This window comes from Xenococcus sp. PCC 7305 (genome assembly GCF_000332055.1).
Taxonomy (GTDB): Bacteria; Cyanobacteriota; Cyanobacteriia; order Cyanobacteriales; family Xenococcaceae; genus Xenococcus.
Genome location: NZ_ALVZ01000193.1, coordinates 17,031 through 34,435, shown reverse-complemented (window position 1 = coordinate 34,435; position 17,405 = coordinate 17,031). Strand labels below are relative to the sequence as shown.

General features: G+C 39.4%; 14 protein-coding genes. 9 read left to right on the top strand and 5 right to left on the bottom strand.

Annotated features, from left to right (window positions below; genetic code table 11):
- The first annotated feature begins 162 nt into the window (after nucleotides 1–162).
- From XEN7305_RS15620 to XEN7305_RS15605, 4 genes are all read left to right on the top strand, one after another.
- A complete protein-coding gene (locus XEN7305_RS15620; RefSeq protein WP_006510428.1) occupies nucleotides 163–1,224 on the top strand; it encodes a hypothetical protein in 1,062 nt (353 codons plus the stop codon).
- Nucleotides 1,225–1,227: 3 nt separating this feature from the next.
- Nucleotides 1,228–2,883 carry an ABC transporter ATP-binding protein gene (locus XEN7305_RS15615; RefSeq protein WP_006510427.1) on the top strand — a complete coding sequence of 552 codons (1,656 nt, stop codon included), beginning with the start codon at nucleotides 1,228–1,230 and terminating at the stop codon, nucleotides 2,881–2,883.
- A complete protein-coding gene (locus tag XEN7305_RS26790; RefSeq protein ID WP_006510426.1) occupies nucleotides 2,883–4,295 on the top strand; it encodes an ATP-binding protein in 1,413 nt (470 codons plus the stop codon). The genes XEN7305_RS15615 and XEN7305_RS26790 overlap by 1 nt, the downstream gene beginning before the upstream one ends.
- 391 nt (nucleotides 4,296–4,686) lie before the next feature.
- Nucleotides 4,687–5,862, top strand: a complete 1,176-nt coding sequence (locus XEN7305_RS15605) for a helix-turn-helix domain-containing protein (RefSeq protein ID WP_006510425.1) — start codon at nucleotides 4,687–4,689, stop codon at nucleotides 5,860–5,862.
- Nucleotides 5,863–6,100: 238 nt separating this feature from the next.
- On the opposite strand, the gene groL is transcribed toward XEN7305_RS15605, so the two are convergent.
- Both groL and XEN7305_RS15595 read right to left on the bottom strand, forming a co-directional pair.
- Complete coding sequence (gene groL / locus XEN7305_RS15600) at nucleotides 6,101–7,786, bottom strand: chaperonin GroEL (protein ID WP_006510424.1); 1,686 nt, start codon at nucleotides 7,784–7,786, stop codon at nucleotides 6,101–6,103.
- A gap of 154 nt (nucleotides 7,787–7,940) precedes the next feature.
- The gene (locus tag XEN7305_RS15595) at nucleotides 7,941–8,522 is read right to left on the bottom strand and encodes a hypothetical protein (protein WP_202951289.1); all 582 of its coding nucleotides are present in this window, start codon (nucleotides 8,520–8,522) and stop codon (nucleotides 7,941–7,943) included.
- Nucleotides 8,523–8,897: 375 nt separating this feature from the next.
- Between XEN7305_RS15595 and XEN7305_RS15590 the strand changes: the two genes are divergently transcribed.
- Complete coding sequence (locus XEN7305_RS15590) at nucleotides 8,898–9,143, top strand: hypothetical protein (protein ID WP_006510422.1); 246 nt, start codon at nucleotides 8,898–8,900, stop codon at nucleotides 9,141–9,143.
- A 70-nt stretch (nucleotides 9,144–9,213) separates the two neighbouring features.
- Nucleotides 9,214–10,377 (top strand): N-acetylglucosamine-6-phosphate deacetylase, encoded by a 1,164-nt coding sequence (gene nagA / locus XEN7305_RS15585; protein WP_006510421.1) that lies wholly within the window; start codon nucleotides 9,214–9,216, stop codon nucleotides 10,375–10,377.
- A gap of 25 nt (nucleotides 10,378–10,402) precedes the next feature.
- On the opposite strand, the gene XEN7305_RS15580 is transcribed toward nagA, so the two are convergent.
- Together XEN7305_RS15580 and XEN7305_RS15575 are read right to left on the bottom strand one after the other, a co-directional pair.
- Nucleotides 10,403–11,008 carry a TerD family protein gene (locus XEN7305_RS15580; protein ID WP_006510420.1) on the bottom strand — a complete coding sequence of 202 codons (606 nt, stop codon included), beginning with the start codon at nucleotides 11,006–11,008 and terminating at the stop codon, nucleotides 10,403–10,405.
- Between the two features lie 9 nt (nucleotides 11,009–11,017).
- Nucleotides 11,018–11,596: a TerD family protein gene (locus tag XEN7305_RS15575; protein WP_006510419.1), complete on the bottom strand. Its 579-nt coding sequence runs from the start codon at nucleotides 11,594–11,596 to the stop codon at nucleotides 11,018–11,020.
- 246 nt (nucleotides 11,597–11,842) lie between these two features.
- Between XEN7305_RS15575 and bcp the strand changes: the two genes are divergently transcribed.
- Both bcp and glpD read left to right on the top strand, forming a co-directional pair.
- A complete protein-coding gene (gene bcp, locus XEN7305_RS15570) occupies nucleotides 11,843–12,319 on the top strand; it encodes a thioredoxin-dependent thiol peroxidase (RefSeq protein WP_006510418.1) in 477 nt (158 codons plus the stop codon).
- Nucleotides 12,320–12,433: 114 nt separating this feature from the next.
- Complete coding sequence (glpD, locus tag XEN7305_RS15565) at nucleotides 12,434–14,068, top strand: glycerol-3-phosphate dehydrogenase (protein WP_006510417.1); 1,635 nt, start codon at nucleotides 12,434–12,436, stop codon at nucleotides 14,066–14,068.
- A 59-nt stretch (nucleotides 14,069–14,127) separates the two neighbouring features.
- Here glpD and XEN7305_RS15560 read toward each other — a convergent pair whose 3' ends face one another.
- Nucleotides 14,128–14,691: a pentapeptide repeat-containing protein gene (locus tag XEN7305_RS15560; RefSeq protein ID WP_006510416.1), complete on the bottom strand. Its 564-nt coding sequence runs from the start codon at nucleotides 14,689–14,691 to the stop codon at nucleotides 14,128–14,130.
- A gap of 223 nt (nucleotides 14,692–14,914) precedes the next feature.
- Between XEN7305_RS15560 and XEN7305_RS15555 the strand changes: the two genes are divergently transcribed.
- Nucleotides 14,915–16,741 (top strand): GAF domain-containing protein, encoded by a 1,827-nt coding sequence (locus XEN7305_RS15555; protein ID WP_006510415.1) that lies wholly within the window; start codon nucleotides 14,915–14,917, stop codon nucleotides 16,739–16,741.
- Nucleotides 16,742–17,405 lie beyond the last annotated feature (664 nt).

Here is a 17,405-nt window from a genome sequence, read left to right as displayed (position 1 = left end):
TATAAACCTATAATAACTATTCTGTAAGGATATCAGAATTATCATGATGTTTTCAATAGCATGATGCTTAAATTTAAGGAAAAACTTGATAACTGAGACCTGTCATATTCATGACATATTTGTGCGCGAATATAACAATTGTTCTTCACAAATTAATGATTAATGATGCAGATTATTCCTCTAAATTCCCAACGTATTCAACAAGCCAAAGCCGCCTACACAACTCATCGCGTTAACTTTGATCAAGTAGCAACCCTCTTACGAGGCAATATCGCCCCCCAAGTTGGCAGCTTAGTCCTCGCGAAAATAGCAGAAGTCGGACATCATACCAAAATTGAATTAGCCACTGGACGGAAATCTTACTTATTTCCAGGTGATGAAATTATTGTTTCTTACGGCGATCGCTATGCCCCAGATCAATTTGAAGCCGAAATCCCTCGTGATTTATCCGCTTGTCATTTAGTCGCCGCTGGAGGAGTCGCCGCCAAAGTAATTTCCCAACATAACAAAATAGACATTCCCACATCGATTATTCCTATTGGGTTATTAGGCGATAACCAAGGAAAACCCCTAAACCTAGCTCAATGGTCATTACCGCTAACCAATTTCATTGGCAATCAACCTCTGATTTTGGCAGTATTGGGCACCTCAATGAACGCAGGAAAAACCACCACTGCTGCTTATTTGATCAAAGGTTTGGTCGAAGCAGGCTGGAAAGTCGGAGCAGCCAAAGTAACGGGAACAGGTGCAGGGAATGATGTGGGCATGATGAAAGATGCGGGAGCTTTTAAAGTTTTTGATTTTACCGATATTGGATTTCCCACGACCTATAAAATTTCAGCCAAAAATATTGAAATGATTTTTTCCACTCTGACTAATCATCTGGCAACTCTGGGTTCTGAAGCCATTGTCATCGAGATTGCCGATGGTTTATATCAACAAGAAACAGCCAATTTACTAGCATCATCGATTTTTCGTCGCAATGTCGATGGCGTAATATTTGCGACTAGTAATGCCTTGGGGGCAGCAGCAGGAGTCAAAATAATCCAGGATTACGACATACCAGTTTTAGGAATTAGCGGCAGAGTCACAACTTCCCCTCTAGCAACAAGAGAAACCGAAAAAGCCTGTGATTTACCAGTATTCACCCCAGAAATGGTTAGTGCAGAAGCAGCATCTCTTATTTCCTATCTCCCCACACCTCAACTAGCCTTGCCAGTTTAATAAATGAAAATCCCTAAAGCTTTAGATAATCGCCGCCTCCGAAGAATTTTGACGCGCTTAATATTTAATGGATTTATCCAAGCTATGATGAGCGTTGCCAATGCTCAATTAGTCAAGTTGGCTTTTGATAATCTAATTAGGAATACTAGTCCCAACTTTAATCAAGATGCAGTCTATCTTGGTTTAGGACTCATAGGAACTGCGATCGCATTGGCTTGGTTGAGAATCACCGAACGGATTGATGCAGTCAAAATGGGGCAAAGCTATGCCTATAGTGTCCGTATGACTTTGTATCGCAAACTAGCTATGATGTCTCCTCGGGCATTACAAACCAGAAGTCAGGGAGGTGTAACCTTGCGTTTTGTCGGAGATTTAACCTCCTTGCGGCAATGGGTAAGTTTTGGTTTGGCCAGAATTATCGTGGCAGTTGTTAATACTGTCGTGACATTAATTGCCCTGTCTTTAATTAATATTCAGATTGCCGCGATCGCAACTCTAATTTTACTATTAGGTGCATTCATAGCTTGGCAACGGGGCAAAAACTTACAAACTGCCGCGCAAGAAGCTCGTTATCATGTCAGCAAATTGGCAGGAGATATTAATGAGAAAGTATCCGCGATCGCAGTAGTCCAAATTTTCGGACAATCCCACCGAGAAAAAAAGCGACTAACCAGTCGTAGCCGTGCTCTCGAAACCGCAATGGTGAATCGAGGAGCTTTAGCCAGTCAGCTAAGAGGATTATCAGAAGCAACATTATCCTTAGCATCAGCGGTCGCCTTATTAGTTGGAGCTAGAGAGGTAGCTTTAGGCAGGACAACTCCAGGAACCATTATCGGTGCGATGACAATTTTGGGATTTCTCATGCCGCCGTTGAGAGATCTCGGAAGAATCCAGGAATATTGGCATAATTCGCGAGTATCTCGGCGCAAAATCCAAGAATTTCTCAAAACCCCAAATCTGATAACAGAAATACCTAATGCGATCGCTTTAGAAGTGACTCAAGGAAGCTTGGAATTTGACCATGTTAGTTTTGGTGGCATATTAAATCAAGTCAAAGTCAGAGCAGAGCCGGGACAGGTGATTGCCCTAGTCGGTTCCAATGGAGCAGGAAAATCTACTTTACTATCTCTAACAGCACGTCTTATAGATCCAGAGAATGGTTCTATCTATCTAGATGGACAGGACATCGCCAACCATAGTCTTGCTTCTCTGCGTCGTAATATTGGAATGGCCTCCCCAGACCTGCCCTTATTGCGCGGTAGTATTGGCAGAAATTTGCGTTATCGCTATCCCAGAGCAGATGAAAAGGAAATAGCTCGGGTCTGGCAACTATGCGAGATTAATGAATTGTTAGCCGAATTGCCCCAAGGAGAAAAAACCAAAATTGCTGAAGGAGGCAAAGGATTATCAGCAGGACAAAGACAGCGAATCAGTTTAGCGCGAGCAATTTTAGGCAACCCCAAAATTTTGCTACTTGATGAAATTGACGCTAATTTAGATCCTAAAGCAACGACTATTGTAGATCGAGTGTTAGAAAATCATGATGGGACAGTGCTCATTATCACCCATCGGCCTGAACGCCTTGCTCTTGCAGATGCGATTTGGTCATTAGAAAACGGAAAAATAAAAGTTAGGAATCTAGAAGTGACTGTGCCGTAATGAACCAATCCCCCTTAAACAAATTACGAAAAACCTGGAAAAACTTCTCCGTCCGTCAGCGGGGAATGATCATCATAGCTATTCCCGTAACCTGTTTTGCAGTTTCCCTCCCCACAGTAAGCTGGAGCCACTTTGATCTCATAGAAGACGAAGAAGTATTCGATCGCCTGGCCATAATTCGCTCCATATCCAAAAACCTATTACAAAGCACAGCCAATGCTCAATGGGGAGTCCAAAGCTACGTCCTGACAGAACATTCACCTTTTCTCGAAAGTTATAACAAAGCCATTGTAGAAGTTCCCGAACATATAGAAAATCTGCCCGAAAGTGTTGAAGAGAATCTTTCACAAAAAGAAAAATTAACCGAAATCGAAAGATTTAGTGAACAACATTTAGCCTTATTAAGCAATATTCTGGATGAAGCTGCCGCAACAGGCTCATTACCACCTCAAGAATTAGAACAATGGATCGAAGAAAGTGATAATGCGATCGCAGAATTACATCATCGTATCGAAAATTTGGCCCAGGAAGAGCATGCCACCTTAGTTGAAAATAGGCAACATCTCGAAGAGCATCAAGATCGCGGATTCTTGCTCGTTTGTCTCTTTGTTGCGATCGGGATCTTAGGCTCCTTACTAGCAGTTAAACTATTCTTCAGTCTCGATCACGAATTAGCTCTCAAACAAACTGAATTACAACAATTAAACCAACAACTCCATAGATCCAACCAACAACTAGAAAGATTTACCGCCAATGCGTCCCATCAATTACGAGGCCCTTTAGCCGCCATTCTCAGCAATGCCCAAGTTGGCCTACTAACTCCTACATCTGACTCCCCGAAAATCCGCCAAAGACTAGAAAAAATTGTTGAATTAACCAAATCCAATAACAATTTGGTGACTCGCCTCCTATCTCTAGCTCGTTATGAAAGTATGAATCAAGCAGAGAATCTACAAAAAATTGATTTAGTGCCCTTTTTAAAAGACATTAGCGATCGCTTGAGCGAATCAATTGCCGATTCATCTCTCCACTTCACCAGATTATTACCCGATCGCCCAGTCTTCTGTAACGCCGAATCAGATTTACTCGCCCAAGTAATCGAAAATTTATTAGATAATGCCCGCAAATATACTCCCGAAGGGGGCAAGATCCAATTGCAAATATCTCAGAATGAAATGATTGCTACTATTAAAATTATTGATAACGGCAGAGGAATTGCCCAAGAAAACTTAGATAAAATTTTTGAACGCTTTTATCGTGTGGAATCAGCTCGAAAAACTCAGGAAAAAGGTTTCGGCCTAGGGCTTGCGATCGCAAAACAAATTATTCGACTTCACAATGGTCATATTTCTGCCCAAAGTAGCATTGGTAAAGGCACAACTTTCACTATTGAATTACCAATGACCAGATAAATTAATTCGCTTTAAGACTAAATTTACGTAACAAATTATAAATCTTGATCAGTTCTTGATTTTTTTTTGATAGATCACAAACAAGATGTCTTCCATGAATCTAAGAGACGAAAGACTGTCATTTTCATGTCATTTTTTAGTAATAGAATAAAGATATAAACAAAAACAACTCAACATAAAAAGTGAATTCAGAATTTTGCATTTTAACGGGGCTTCGCCCTTGAAGGCAGAGGGCAGAGGGATAAAACTACTTCTAACTTATCCCTTTAGGTTGAATTCCTCCACTTCTTTAAGTGGAACAGGGCATAGTGGTAAGTCTAATTCTCCCACTATGCCAGTTACCTTCTGCCTTCAATTTAAATATAAAAATTTAAACATAAAACACAAATTGATGATCCCCAAAAATATAGATCAGATTACAATTTCTGATATCCAAAGATTAGTAGCTAATGAAGTAACGGGCGGAAAAACAATTCATTACAAGCGAGACATACCAAATGATCATAAAGACGAAAATGTTAATTTCTTAATAGATATTTGTGCCCTGGCCAATAGTATTGGTGGTGATCTGATTTATGGCATAGAAACACAAAAAAATAACCAGACAACTCTTCCTCAAATTACTGGTCTTAATAAATTTAACCTTCAAGATTTTTCCACAAAATATCAAAGTAAAATTCAAGATGGCATTGAACCCAAAATTACAGGTATTCAGTTTCACGAGATTACCCTTGAGGACAAATCAATATTAATTATTCGGGTTCCCCAAAGTTGGACAGCACCCCATAGAGTTATTTACAATCAAATGTCACATTTTTATGGTCGCAGTAATGCGGGAAATTACTCATTGGATATTCAGGAGATTCGTTCAGCTTTTCTCGCGTCAGATACAATGATCGCTCAAATAGATAAATTTAGAACAGCCAGACTAGAAAAAATTCGAACTAGCAAAACTCCTGTAAAACTTAGAGAAAAAGATGCACTAGTTCTACATATTATTCCCTTGTCTTCTTTAACTAACTTTCAGTATTTGGATTTAGAAAATATTGCCAATAACAATCCACCCACTCCCATTGATTTTCGCGAAGGTGATTGGCGATATAACTTTGACGGTCTCCTCTATTTTGATCAGTTTACCTATCCCTTGATGAATGGCTATCTACAGCTATTTAGAAATGGCATTATCGAATCCGTAAGGAATTTGGGCATTCAAAAGCAAGAAGGTCTTAATAAGCTCTATTTTACCTACGATGAAAGTCAAACTCTCACGGCATTAAAACAATATTTAAGCTTTTTGCAAAACCAAGGGTTTACTCCTCCCATATTTGTCTTTCTATCTCTAATAAATATCGAAGAATGTGTAATGATGCCTGATAGTACTAGCCGATATAGAGAACTATTCTATCCAATTCCTGAAACAGACCTAATTACCCCAGGAGTTATCGTTCGTGAATTTAGTGAAAGACCAGCAGAAATCTTACGAACTTCTTTAGATGCACTCTGGCAAGCAGGAGGTTATCCCAAATGTATAAATTACGATGACAAAGGAAATTACATCGAAATATAGCGATTCTCTTCCTAGTGAAGTTTAGGGCGGGGTTTTAGACCTATGATCATGAGGATAAAAGACAGATTAAGTAAAACCTTATCATCCTCCAAAAAGACCATAGAAGATAATCGTAAAAATCCTCTATGGTCTCAAAATTGGGTGTTGGAAATTAATTGAGGGCTAGTAATTAGAGACTGGGCAATACAAACTTTACCCGATCGCCAATCACTAGAACAGCTAAGGAAATCAGCTTGGACTACATCATGCCCATGCCGCCCATGCCGCCCATACCGCCCATGCCGCCCATGCCACCCATGCCGCCCATGCCGCCCATGCCACCACCAGGAGGCATCGCAGCTTCAGGCTCGGGTTTCTCGACAACAAGAGCTTCGGTAGTTAAGACCATACCTGCGATTGAAGCAGCATTTTGCACAGCAGAACGTACTACTTTAGCAGGGTCAACCACACCGCTTTCGATCATGTTTTGAAATTCTGCGGTAAGAGCATTGTAGCCAATGTTGAAATCAGTCTCTTTGACTTTCTCAACAATCACTGTTCCTTCGACCCCAGCATTATCAGCAATCTGGCGCAAAGGTCTTTCCAAAGCTTTAGCGAAAATATCCGCTGCAACTTTTTCTTCGTCGTTAGTGAGTTGAGGTTTGTAGTCAAGAACCTTTTGTGCCAAGTAGATTAAAGTTGTGCCACCACCAGGAACAATACCTTCTTCAACTGCTGCTTTAGTAGCATTCAGGGCATCTTCGATGCGAAGTTTGCGATCTTTAAGCTCAGTTTCGGTTGCTGCACCCACTTTAATAACCGCAACGCCACCAGCTAGCTTGGCAATTCTTTCTTGAAGTTTTTCTGTGTCATAGTCAGAATCGGTTTCAGCAAGTTGCTTACGCAATTGTTCTACTCGTTTCTGAATTTCTTCCCCTTTGCCAGCTCCAGAGACAATAGTGGTATTTTCTTTGTCAATGGTAACTTTGGTCGCAGTACCAAGCATTTCTACTTCTACTGTTTCTAGGTTAAGACCAACCTCTTCCGAGATTAGCTGACCACCTGTGAGAATTGCGATATCTTGAAGCATTTGCTTACGGCGATCGCCAAATCCAGGAGCTTTAATAGCTGCGACATTTAAGACGCCGCGAGCTTTATTTACCACAAGAGTTGCTAAAGCTTCACCTTCAACATCTTCAGCAATAATTAGCAAAGGTTGACCGCCACGAGCTACTTTTTCTAGCAAAGTCACTAGATCTGCGATCGCGCTAATTTTCTTGTCGGTAATTAAAATTGCTGGATTATCAAAATCGACAATTTGTCTTTCTTGGTCAGTTACAAAATAAGGAGAAACATAACCGCGATCGATTTGCATCCCTTCTACCACATCAAGCTCAGTTGCCAAAGATTTTGATTCTTCAACAGTGATGACACCATCTTTGGTAACTCTTTCCATCGCTTCGGCAATGATTTGACCAACTTCTTCGTCATTACCAGAAGACACAGTTGCTACTTGAGCGATCGCATCACCGGAAACAGGTTTTGCGACAGAGCCGATCTCATCAACCAAATAGTTGGTAATTTTATCCAAGCCTCTTTTGAGAGCAACAGGATTAGCTCCAGCAGCAACATTTTTTAATCCTTCTTGGATTAGAGCTTGAGCAATTACAGTTGCGGTAGTTGTACCATCTCCTGCATTATCTTTGGTCTTAGAAGCCACTTCTTGGATTAATTTGGCTCCAGTATTTTCTAGGGGATCTTCTAAATCAATTTCTTTGGCAACCGTAATCCCATCGTTGACAATCTGGGGTGCGCCAAATTTCTTTTCAAGTAAAACGTTACGACCTTTAGGGCCGAGAGTGATTTTTACAGCATCAGCTAGGGCATTAACCCCTTTTTCTAATGACTTTCTAGAGTTCTCATTAAAGGAAACAATCTTTGCCATAAAGTTGCAAGTATTAGACATCAAGTTTTCATATGCAAATTTAGCACTCTTGAAGCGAGAGTGCTAATTTTCTTTGAGAAGATTTCTGATTTGCTAGATAATATCGATGATCGCCCAACACAAATATACAGAGGAATACAGCTTCTATTAAGAGCTACCTCAGCTTATTATTACTCAACTTATTCCATAAAGTCATTTTGTAATATTGAAACTTCTTGAGACTTTGCTCCTTACTGGTACTAGCAAAAATTATTAACGGAGTTACCAAAGCAAGCAAAATTAAACCCCATGTTTTGAGAGACTTGAGGTTTAGAACATTAATCCCTAACATCCATCCATAAAGGAGAATATATACGACATCAATAACAATTAAAATTCCCTTAGTATAGGGAGTTTTGAGTAGCCCCATCACTATTGGACTCGCGATCAACACCAAAGCTGCTTCCACTCCTCCAGCAATTCTTGCATGATGGTTAATATCCCAATAGGAGACAGGACTATAAAACCGATAATCACTAAAAGGATAAAAATGGCGATGAGCATCGTCATGATGCACAGGTAAATCGAGTAAACAATGAAAAACCATACTCACACATAAAATTGCCCCCCATTTCCAATCCAACAGCCAACATACCAAAAACCCAATTAAGGCGATGGGAATAGAATGAGATGTAGCGATAATATTTTGCCAACCTGGTTGATAGTAGGCTTCTCCCCAAATTTTGGCCTCTGACATGTTATACATGTATTTGGAAATTAGATAAAAAACAAAAATTGGGATATCAGGTAATATTGCCCCAATTGTTATAGCAATATTATGTTTAGGTGCAATTGTTTTGCCTAGTAGGACTAGATTGAGGACGTAATGACCCTGGGTTTGCATCGTATAAATTCTTTGGCTATTTGAGCAATTCCCTAATAAGATAGTTGATTCTAGAGGATTATTACTAGGAGAAAAAGCACATTTTTTGCTAATACCTAATTTAATCTGAGTTCGGGTTAAGAGGATTACAAGAGAGCGATCGCACTAATATTTGTGACCGCGATCTCGAAGAATCAAGCTTTGCCTGATCGCGCTATTCTTTAATGTAGGGAGGGAAAAGAATTAACAATGAGTAATCCAACAATTGAAGTAGACATCGCAGAAATTCTCAAAGAGCTTCAAAAAGGGCAAAAAGATATACAAATTACCCTAGAAGCTATTAAAGGGGATATTAAATCTTTAGATACAAAAGTAGAACAATTAGACAAAAGATTGGCAAACCAAGAGTTCATTAATCGCGGCGTGCTAGTAGGATTGATTGCAGCGTTATTAGCCGGTGTAGCTAAAGTGTTTGGATTTGTTGGAAATATATGAAGATTGCCATGAAAAATGATTTCGTCTATGGGCTACTGTAAATATACCTTTCCCGAACTCAGGTTAATTTATGAATAATCAACAGATAATTATCAATGCTCGATTAATAGGAGAAAGCCAGCTACAAACTATTTTCATTGGTAATCAAGAGCAAATTATTGATATATTGCCAAGTCATGAATCATCAAAAATTAAAAGTGAAAATATTTTAGATCTTCAGGGTGATTGGTTATCTTTAGGCGGAGTTGATCTACAAATTAATGGCGCATTAGGATTAGCCTTTCCTGATTTAGAAATTCAAGATTTCGCTAAATTAGATGCTATTTGTAATTTCCTCTGGAACCAAGGAATAGATGGCTTTTGCCCCACAATTGTCACAACTTCGATCGCAAAAATACAGCGATCGCTCACGGTACTAGAAGAATTTATCCGCCACCAATCTGCTGGGGCTGCCACAGCTAATATCTTAGGAGTTCATTTAGAAGGGCCCTTTCTGAACCAAGAAAAAAGAGGAGCCCATCCCCAACAATATTTATTAGATTTAACTCTTGATAATCTCAAAAAAGTTATTGGCAAATACCAATCTATTATTAAAATCATTACCCTAGCCCCCGAATTAGATCCGACATTCGAGACTATTGACTACTTAAAATCACAAAATATTATTATTAGCTTGGGTCATTCTTTGGCAACAGCAACCCAAGCAGCACAAGCCTTTGATCAAGGAGCCTCAATGGTGACCCACGCCTTCAATGCCATGCCGAGTTTACATCATCGTCAACCTGGGTTGTTGGGCGCAGCCATTAATAATCCTCAAGTATTTTGTGGCTTAATTGCTGATGGCAATCATGTTTGTCCTACCATGATGCAAATATTATTAAAAGCTAGTGATGGCGATCGCGGAATTTTCTTGGTGAGCGATGCTCTCTCTCCTATCGGATTACCTGATGGAGTTTATCCTTGGGATGAGCGAACCATAACTGTAACTAATGGCACAGCGAGGCTAGACAATGAAACTCTAGCCGGAACTACTTTGCCCCTATTGGTAGGAGTGCAGAATCTAGTCAAATGGGGAATTTGTAAACCAGAAACTGCGATCGCTATGGCCACAAACTCCCCCAGAAAAGCGATCGCTATGTCGGAGACAATACTTGGGAAAAAAGCACATCTTCTGCGCTGGTCTTGGAACAAAAAAAAATCGAACTTATCCTGGTCAAGAATATGTTCAAGTTAACTGATAACTGTTCACTGATAACTGTTCACTGTTCATAAAGACTAGCAATATCTTGTAAATTATTAGCTTGAAAACCATCTCCCAAAGCTACCATTTTCCATTCGCCATTATGGCGATAGACCTCGGCTAATTTCATGCCAGTCATGCCTTTATAAGACTCTCCCGAGAGATTATAGCGAGCCAGTTCTTGATGAGCAGCAATATTGACCAACCGAACAAAAGCATTCTGCACCAAGCTAAAATCATGCTCTCGCTCCAAACATTTATAAATGTTTACAACGAACATTAATCGGGAAATGCGATCAGGAATTTGGGCTAAATTAATCGTGATCACTTCATCGTCCCCATCCCCTAGACCAGTGAGATTATCTCCAGAATGAATAATTGCCCCTGATGAATGCTTGAGATTGCTAAAGCAAACAATGTCCTTAAAGTCAGCTAGCTTCTGGTTAGCATCTAAGCAAATAACAGAACTATCCAAATCAAAATCTTTCTTTGCCTTAGCCCTGCCAAAAACTTTGTTTTTAGATGGTTGCATAACATCCCATCCCAGGCCACACATTATTTCACTCAAACCAGGGTCATTTTTCGTTAAGGAGATTCGCTGTCCCTTTTCCAAAGAAATTGCCATAATCCGATCCTATTTATTGAAACGATCTAAAAGAGCTTGTAAACCTCCTTCATAGCCTGAACCTACAGCATTAACGCGCCATTCATTATCTTTACGATAAATTTCTGCCATGATCAAAGCGGTCTCCACGGAATAATCCTCTGTCAGATCATATCTGACTACCTCTTGATTATCTTGAGGATTAACAATGCGAATGAAAGCATTTTGAACTTGACCAAAGTTTTGCTTCCGCTTTTGAGCCTCATGAATGGTTACTGTAACAACTATTTTATTGATGTCAGAAGGTACTTTTTGCAGATTAATCTTGATAATCTCATCATCTCCTTCTCCTGCGCCAGTAAGATTATCACCCATATGTTGGATGGATTTGTCGGCATCGGGACTAGTTAAGTTGTTATAAAAGATAAAATGTTTGTCCGAGATTAACTTGCCGTCACTGCCAAGAACAAAAAGTGAACCATCAAGGTCAAAATCGCTACCACTGTCTGTCGGATTGGTATCCCAACCTAACCCAACAACAGCTTCTTTAAGTCCTGGTGCGACTTTCTCTAAAGAGATTCTTTCTCCTTTTGCTAGACTAATGCCCATTTTTTGGTTACTCCTGGAAAATTCAGTAAAAAAATCATGGTTGATCAGGGGATCACCCCTTAAATCCTATCCTATGATTATTTTGGTTATCTATCTTATTTAGATCTCGACTTAGATCTCGACCCCACGAAGATGAGATTCATTACTTATTACTCATTACTTGCGCGCAGCGAAACCAGTGACCGATGAGATATTATCTAATGTATCTTTCTATACAAAAAATTACTTGTTTTTTTTGTTAATAATATGACCGATCTACTCAAAATAGGGCAAAAAGCTCCTAATTTTTTAGCCCAAGACCAAAACAGCCAAACAGTCAGTCTGGATGATTTTCGCGATCGCTGGTTAGTACTTTATTTTTATCCCAAAGATGATACTCCCGGTTGTACAGTAGAAGCGATTGACTTCACTTCCTTGCAAGAGCAGTTTTCCGCAGCGGGAGCGGCGATCGTGGGAGTTAGTCCCGACTCAGAAGCATCTCACTGTAAATTTATTGCCAAACATAATCTTGAAATACAACTTTTGAGTGATCCTGAGCGAAAAGTAATGGAAGCCTATCATGTCTGGCGACTCAAAAAATTTATGGGGAAAGAATATATGGGAGTTGTCCGTTCTACTTTTTTAATTGCTCCTGATGGCAACTTGGCTCATATTTGGAATAACGTCAGAGCCAAAGGTCATGGAGAAAAAGTTTTAGAAAAACTCTTAACTTTTAGTGCATAAAACAATATAAATCTATTCTTGGTAACTCAAACCTCTCCAGAAAAACTAAACTTGGGGTTATATTAAAACTTAATTGACTAAGAAATTTGATATTAAGTTAACCATCAAGGATAAATGCGAGATTTAGCGCGAATTCAACAGAATCAATATGATTTGATAATTATTGGTGGGGGAATTAATGGTGCGGGAGTCGCCAGAGATGCCGCGCTAAGAGGATTAAAAACTATCTTAATTGAGAAGGGAGACTTTGCCAGCGGCACATCTAGTTGGTCTACTCGTCTAATTCATGGGGGCTTACGTTATCTAGAATATTTTGAATTTCCTCTGGTCAGAGAAGCTCTCAAAGAAAGGGAAGTTTTATTGCACACCGCACCCCATTTAGTTAATCCTTTACTGCTGACTATTCCCATCTATCGCGATCGCTCTCGACCCTATTGGAAAATTTGGGCAGGGATGATTCTCTACGATATGTTTAGTTACGACAAGACATTGCCGATTCATCGGATGCTGAGCAAATCAAAGTTTCAACAGCTATTTCGCAGCATCGATCAGCAGAATTTGGCTGGAGGGGCCCAATATTATGACGCCCAGATTGCCCTGGCCGAAAGATTATGCCTGGAAAATATTATCTCCGCACAAGAAGCAGGAGCCACAGTCTTAAATTATGCAGAGGTCACAGGTCTAAAACAAGATCAAAAGCGAATCAATAAACTCACCTGCCAAGATAAAATCACAGGAGAAACTTTCTCCGTTTACGGGAGTACCGAAGCTATGGTAGTTAATACTGCTGGCCCTTGGGTAGATCGAGTTTGTCAGTTGGGTAATATTGGTCAGAAAAAAAAGATTGGGGGAACCAAAGGCAGCCATATTATAGTTAACCCTTTTCCTGGCGCTCCCAATACAAGTCTATACGTCGAAGCTAAATCGGATGGTCGTCCCTTCTTTATTGTTCCTTGGTTGGGAAAATATCTGATAGGTACCACAGATATTCCCTTTAAGGGAGACTTGGATAAGTTCAAGGCAGATAACGACGAAATCGATTATTTGTTGAGGGAAACCAATAATATTATTGTCAATGCCAATTTGTCGCGAGATGACGTTGTGTACACTTATTCTGGAGTTCGTCCTTTACCAAATTCCGAAGGGAAAAAACCAGGAAGTATTACCCGCAAACATATTCTCTACGACCACAAGCTCGAAGGAGTGGAAAATCTAATTTCTCTCATTGGGGGCAAACTCACTACCTATCGCAATGTCGGAGAGGAAATGGTTGATGCTGCTTTGCGTAAGATGAAGCGCAAGACACTCCCATGTCAGACTGATAAATTACCTTTGCCAGGGTATTTATTGCCTAGCGATCGCAAAATTGCCGAAGCCATGGATAACTTTGGAGTTTCTGCCGAACGGATAAATTATCTCTGTGACCAATATGGCTCCAAAGCATTAGAAATTTTGGCCCTAACCAAAGAAGATCCTGAATTGGCAAATCCGATTAGCCCCGAACTTCCTGATATTAAAGCCCAGATTGTTTATGCAGTGCGGCACGAATTTGCTCATAATTTTATCGATATTGCCTGTCGACGAACCATGTTAGCCATGAGCGGGAACTACGGTTTAGATCTTTTGCCAGTCATGAGTGCAACTTTGGTGCAATATTGCGGTTGGAGCTCGGAGCAATGCGATCGCGCCTGCCAGGAATATCAAAGATATATGGAAGACAATGCCATTCCTGACTATCAAATATCCTAGTCTTTCTTCTTTATCGTAGGGGCGATTGGCCAATCGCCCCTACATGGATTGTTCTGGGTTTATTTGGAATCACTATAAATAGTCCCATCAGGCATAATTGCATCAGTTAAAATCGCTCGCTCAAGATTAGCATCTACTAACGAAGCACCCAACAAATTTGCTCCAACCAAAAATGCAGATTCCAGATTAGCATTGCTCAAATCTGCCCCCCTCAAATCAGCATTGGTTAAATTCGCTTGTTGTAAATTGGCCGACGTCAGAACAGCGTGATTCAAGTTGGCATCTCGAAAAAAAGCCCTGATAGCAATAACCTGATTTAAATTTGCTTTCTGCAATTGAGATTTAAATAAAGAAGCCTTGTAAAAAAGTGATTGACTAAAATTCGCCTCCCTCAAATCTGCCTCCCCTAAGTCTGACTGGCTAAAATTGCCCAATTCCACCACAGTTCGATAGAAAACGGCCTTACCCAAATTTGCCCCTGTAAAGTTCACTTCAGTCAAATTCGCTTGACTAAAATCTATACCTACTAAATTGACGTATTGTAAATCTGCTTGAGCAAGATTAGTCAACCTAAGATCTCTTTGTCCCTTTGCATACTTTCTCAACAACTCCTCTTTATTCATTCGTTTAGCGATCGCTAATCCTCAATGACCAACTTTTCTTAATATTGCTTAACAAATCTAACAGAGGATCTTGAGTAGAAATACTTAGTTAATCTTTTATTTATTTTTGGAGACTGGAAAAATCAGACATTTTAACGAATTGTTAAAGTAAACAAACAAAAGTTAAAAAAAATATTAAATTATTTAAGCGGAGTCTAAATTTTTCCAAACTGAACGTAAACTCTTGTCAAATTCTGATTCACAGGTCGCTCAAGAAAGTCTTTCCTTGCAGGCACAAGGGGACAAACTAGTTGCTGCTATTGCTTTAAGAATTCGCCAGTCTTTAGAATTGGATCTGATTCTCAATCAAACTGTTGAAGAGGTTAGACAGTTTCTCAAAACAGATCGGGTATTAGTTTATCGTTTTGAGCCAGATTGGAGTGGTTTAGTAGTAGTCGAGTCTGTAGTTGATTCATGCAAAGCAGTTTTCGGGTCGAGAATTAAAGATCCCTGCTTCAGCGAAAACCATATTCAAAAATATAGACAGGGAAAAATACAGATAGTAGAAGATATTTATAATAGTAATTTAACTCCTTGTCATGCCGAAATGCTTGCTAGTTTTGAAGTCAAAGCAAATCTAGTGTTGCCGATTGTGGCAGAAAATCAACTTTGGGGACTATTAATTGCGCAACATTGCCTATCTCCTCGAAAATGGGATTTGTCAGAAGTCTCATTACTTAAACAACTAACAACTCAAGTGGGCATTGCTGTCCAGCAAGCAGAACTCTATCAAAAGGTTCAAAGTCTTAACGAATATCTTGAGCTAAAAGTGCAGAAACGTACAGCCAAACTGGAACGTTCCTTTAAATTTGAATCTTTAATTCGCAATATTACTGAAAAAATACGGGATACCTTAGATGAAACGCAGATTTTGCAAACAGTAACTCAAGAAGTAAGAGAGGTTTTAAAAATTGACCGCTGCAAAATAGAGCTCTACGATCACCAACAGAAAATAGGCACAATTGTTTATGAATGTAGTCTAAATGAACCATCCTGCCAAGGAATAACAAGAAAAATAGCTGATTTTCCAGAACTCTATCAACAACTATTGCAAAAACAATCTCTACAATTTGTCGAAAAAGTCCCAGAATTAAGCCCCAAAAAGCTTCACTGCACAAGACTAGTCTGTCCAATTTTTGACAATCGAGGGGTTTTGGGAAACTTGTGGTTATTACGACCGCCCCAGGAAATGTTCGATGAGCTGGAAGTTCGCTTGGTAGAACAAATAGCCAATCAATGTGCGATCGCAATTCGTCAGGCTAGACTCTATAAAAATACCCAATCCCAAGTAGAAGAACTTGGTAAACTAAATAACCTCAAAGACAATTTTCTTAAAACCATTTCCCACGAACTTCGCACTCCCATGAGTAGCATTTTAATCGCATCTCAAACCTTAGAAAAGCTCATTCAAGCCAAGGGAAATCAAGGAATTCAATCGCAAAATTTCCAACGAGTATTTGATATTTTTAAAAATTCTTGCCAAAAACAAAATAAATTAGTCAATGACTTACTGACTCTCTGTTATGTCGATGCTGATAGTGCAACTTTAATCCCTGAATGGATTGATCTAAATTTATTGATTCCCAAGTTGGCCGAATCATTTAAAGAACAAATTCAGAACCAACAACAACAGTTAATTATTTCTGACTCTGGCACCATATCTCTGATCAACTCAGATATAACCCTTCTCGAAAGAGTAATTAATGAACTGCTGACAAACGCCTGTAAATATACCCCTGCCGAGGGAAAAATTTCCATTGCAACTTGGGCCGAGGAAACAACAGTTTGTTTTAGTATCAGTAATTCTGGAGTTGAAATCTCACCACAAGAGCAAAAATTGATCTTCGATAAGTTTTATCGTATTCCAACCCTTGATCCTTGGCGATATGGCGGGACAGGAATTGGACTCGCTCTCGTAAAAAAACTCGTTGCACTTCTAGGTGCGGAACTTCAATTGGAAAGTCGAGATAATATGACAACTTTCACAATGAGACTGCCAATTAAAATGTAAGGATTTAGGGATTTGGGGATTTGGGGATTTGGGGATTTAGGGACAAGCCTATTACTTCGTTGTTTAACCGGACATAACGAAGCAAACTCGTGAGATGCTGACGTGGAACAGCAAACTGTATATTGTATTTATTTATTAATAAACAAATATTACACTTGTATTAAGTATCATCACGAAAATTTACTAGAAAAACACAGATGGGAATAATGAGGTTCTAAGTTATCAATTATGGACTAGAATATAGCCTCTGGGCATTTATCTCTATCTCAAATCATCGGGAAATTATCTGCAAGTATCACTGTAGCTTCACGAGTTTCACAAGAGAATCGAATCTTAAAATGTGAACTTTTGTATAATCAATCACTTTTCGTGTGCTAGGATCATGCTTAGTAGAAGCAATGCGGTTTCGTTCATCTCATCTCCAAGAGACGAAGTGAGGAGTACATCCTTAAAGAACGCACCTCAAAACACTTTACTTTGCAAATGAGCGAACAAGAGGTTGGTAGATTATGTATTTAGCGAATAGTGATATTTTTTTGATAATTGGCATGGTAACTGTTTTCAGCATCCTAATGTCTCCAGCTCTTTGCTGGGCTTTGACTACCGAAAATCGCCAATAGTTTAGTACTTAGAAAACAAAAGGAATAGACAATTGAAAAAGGCG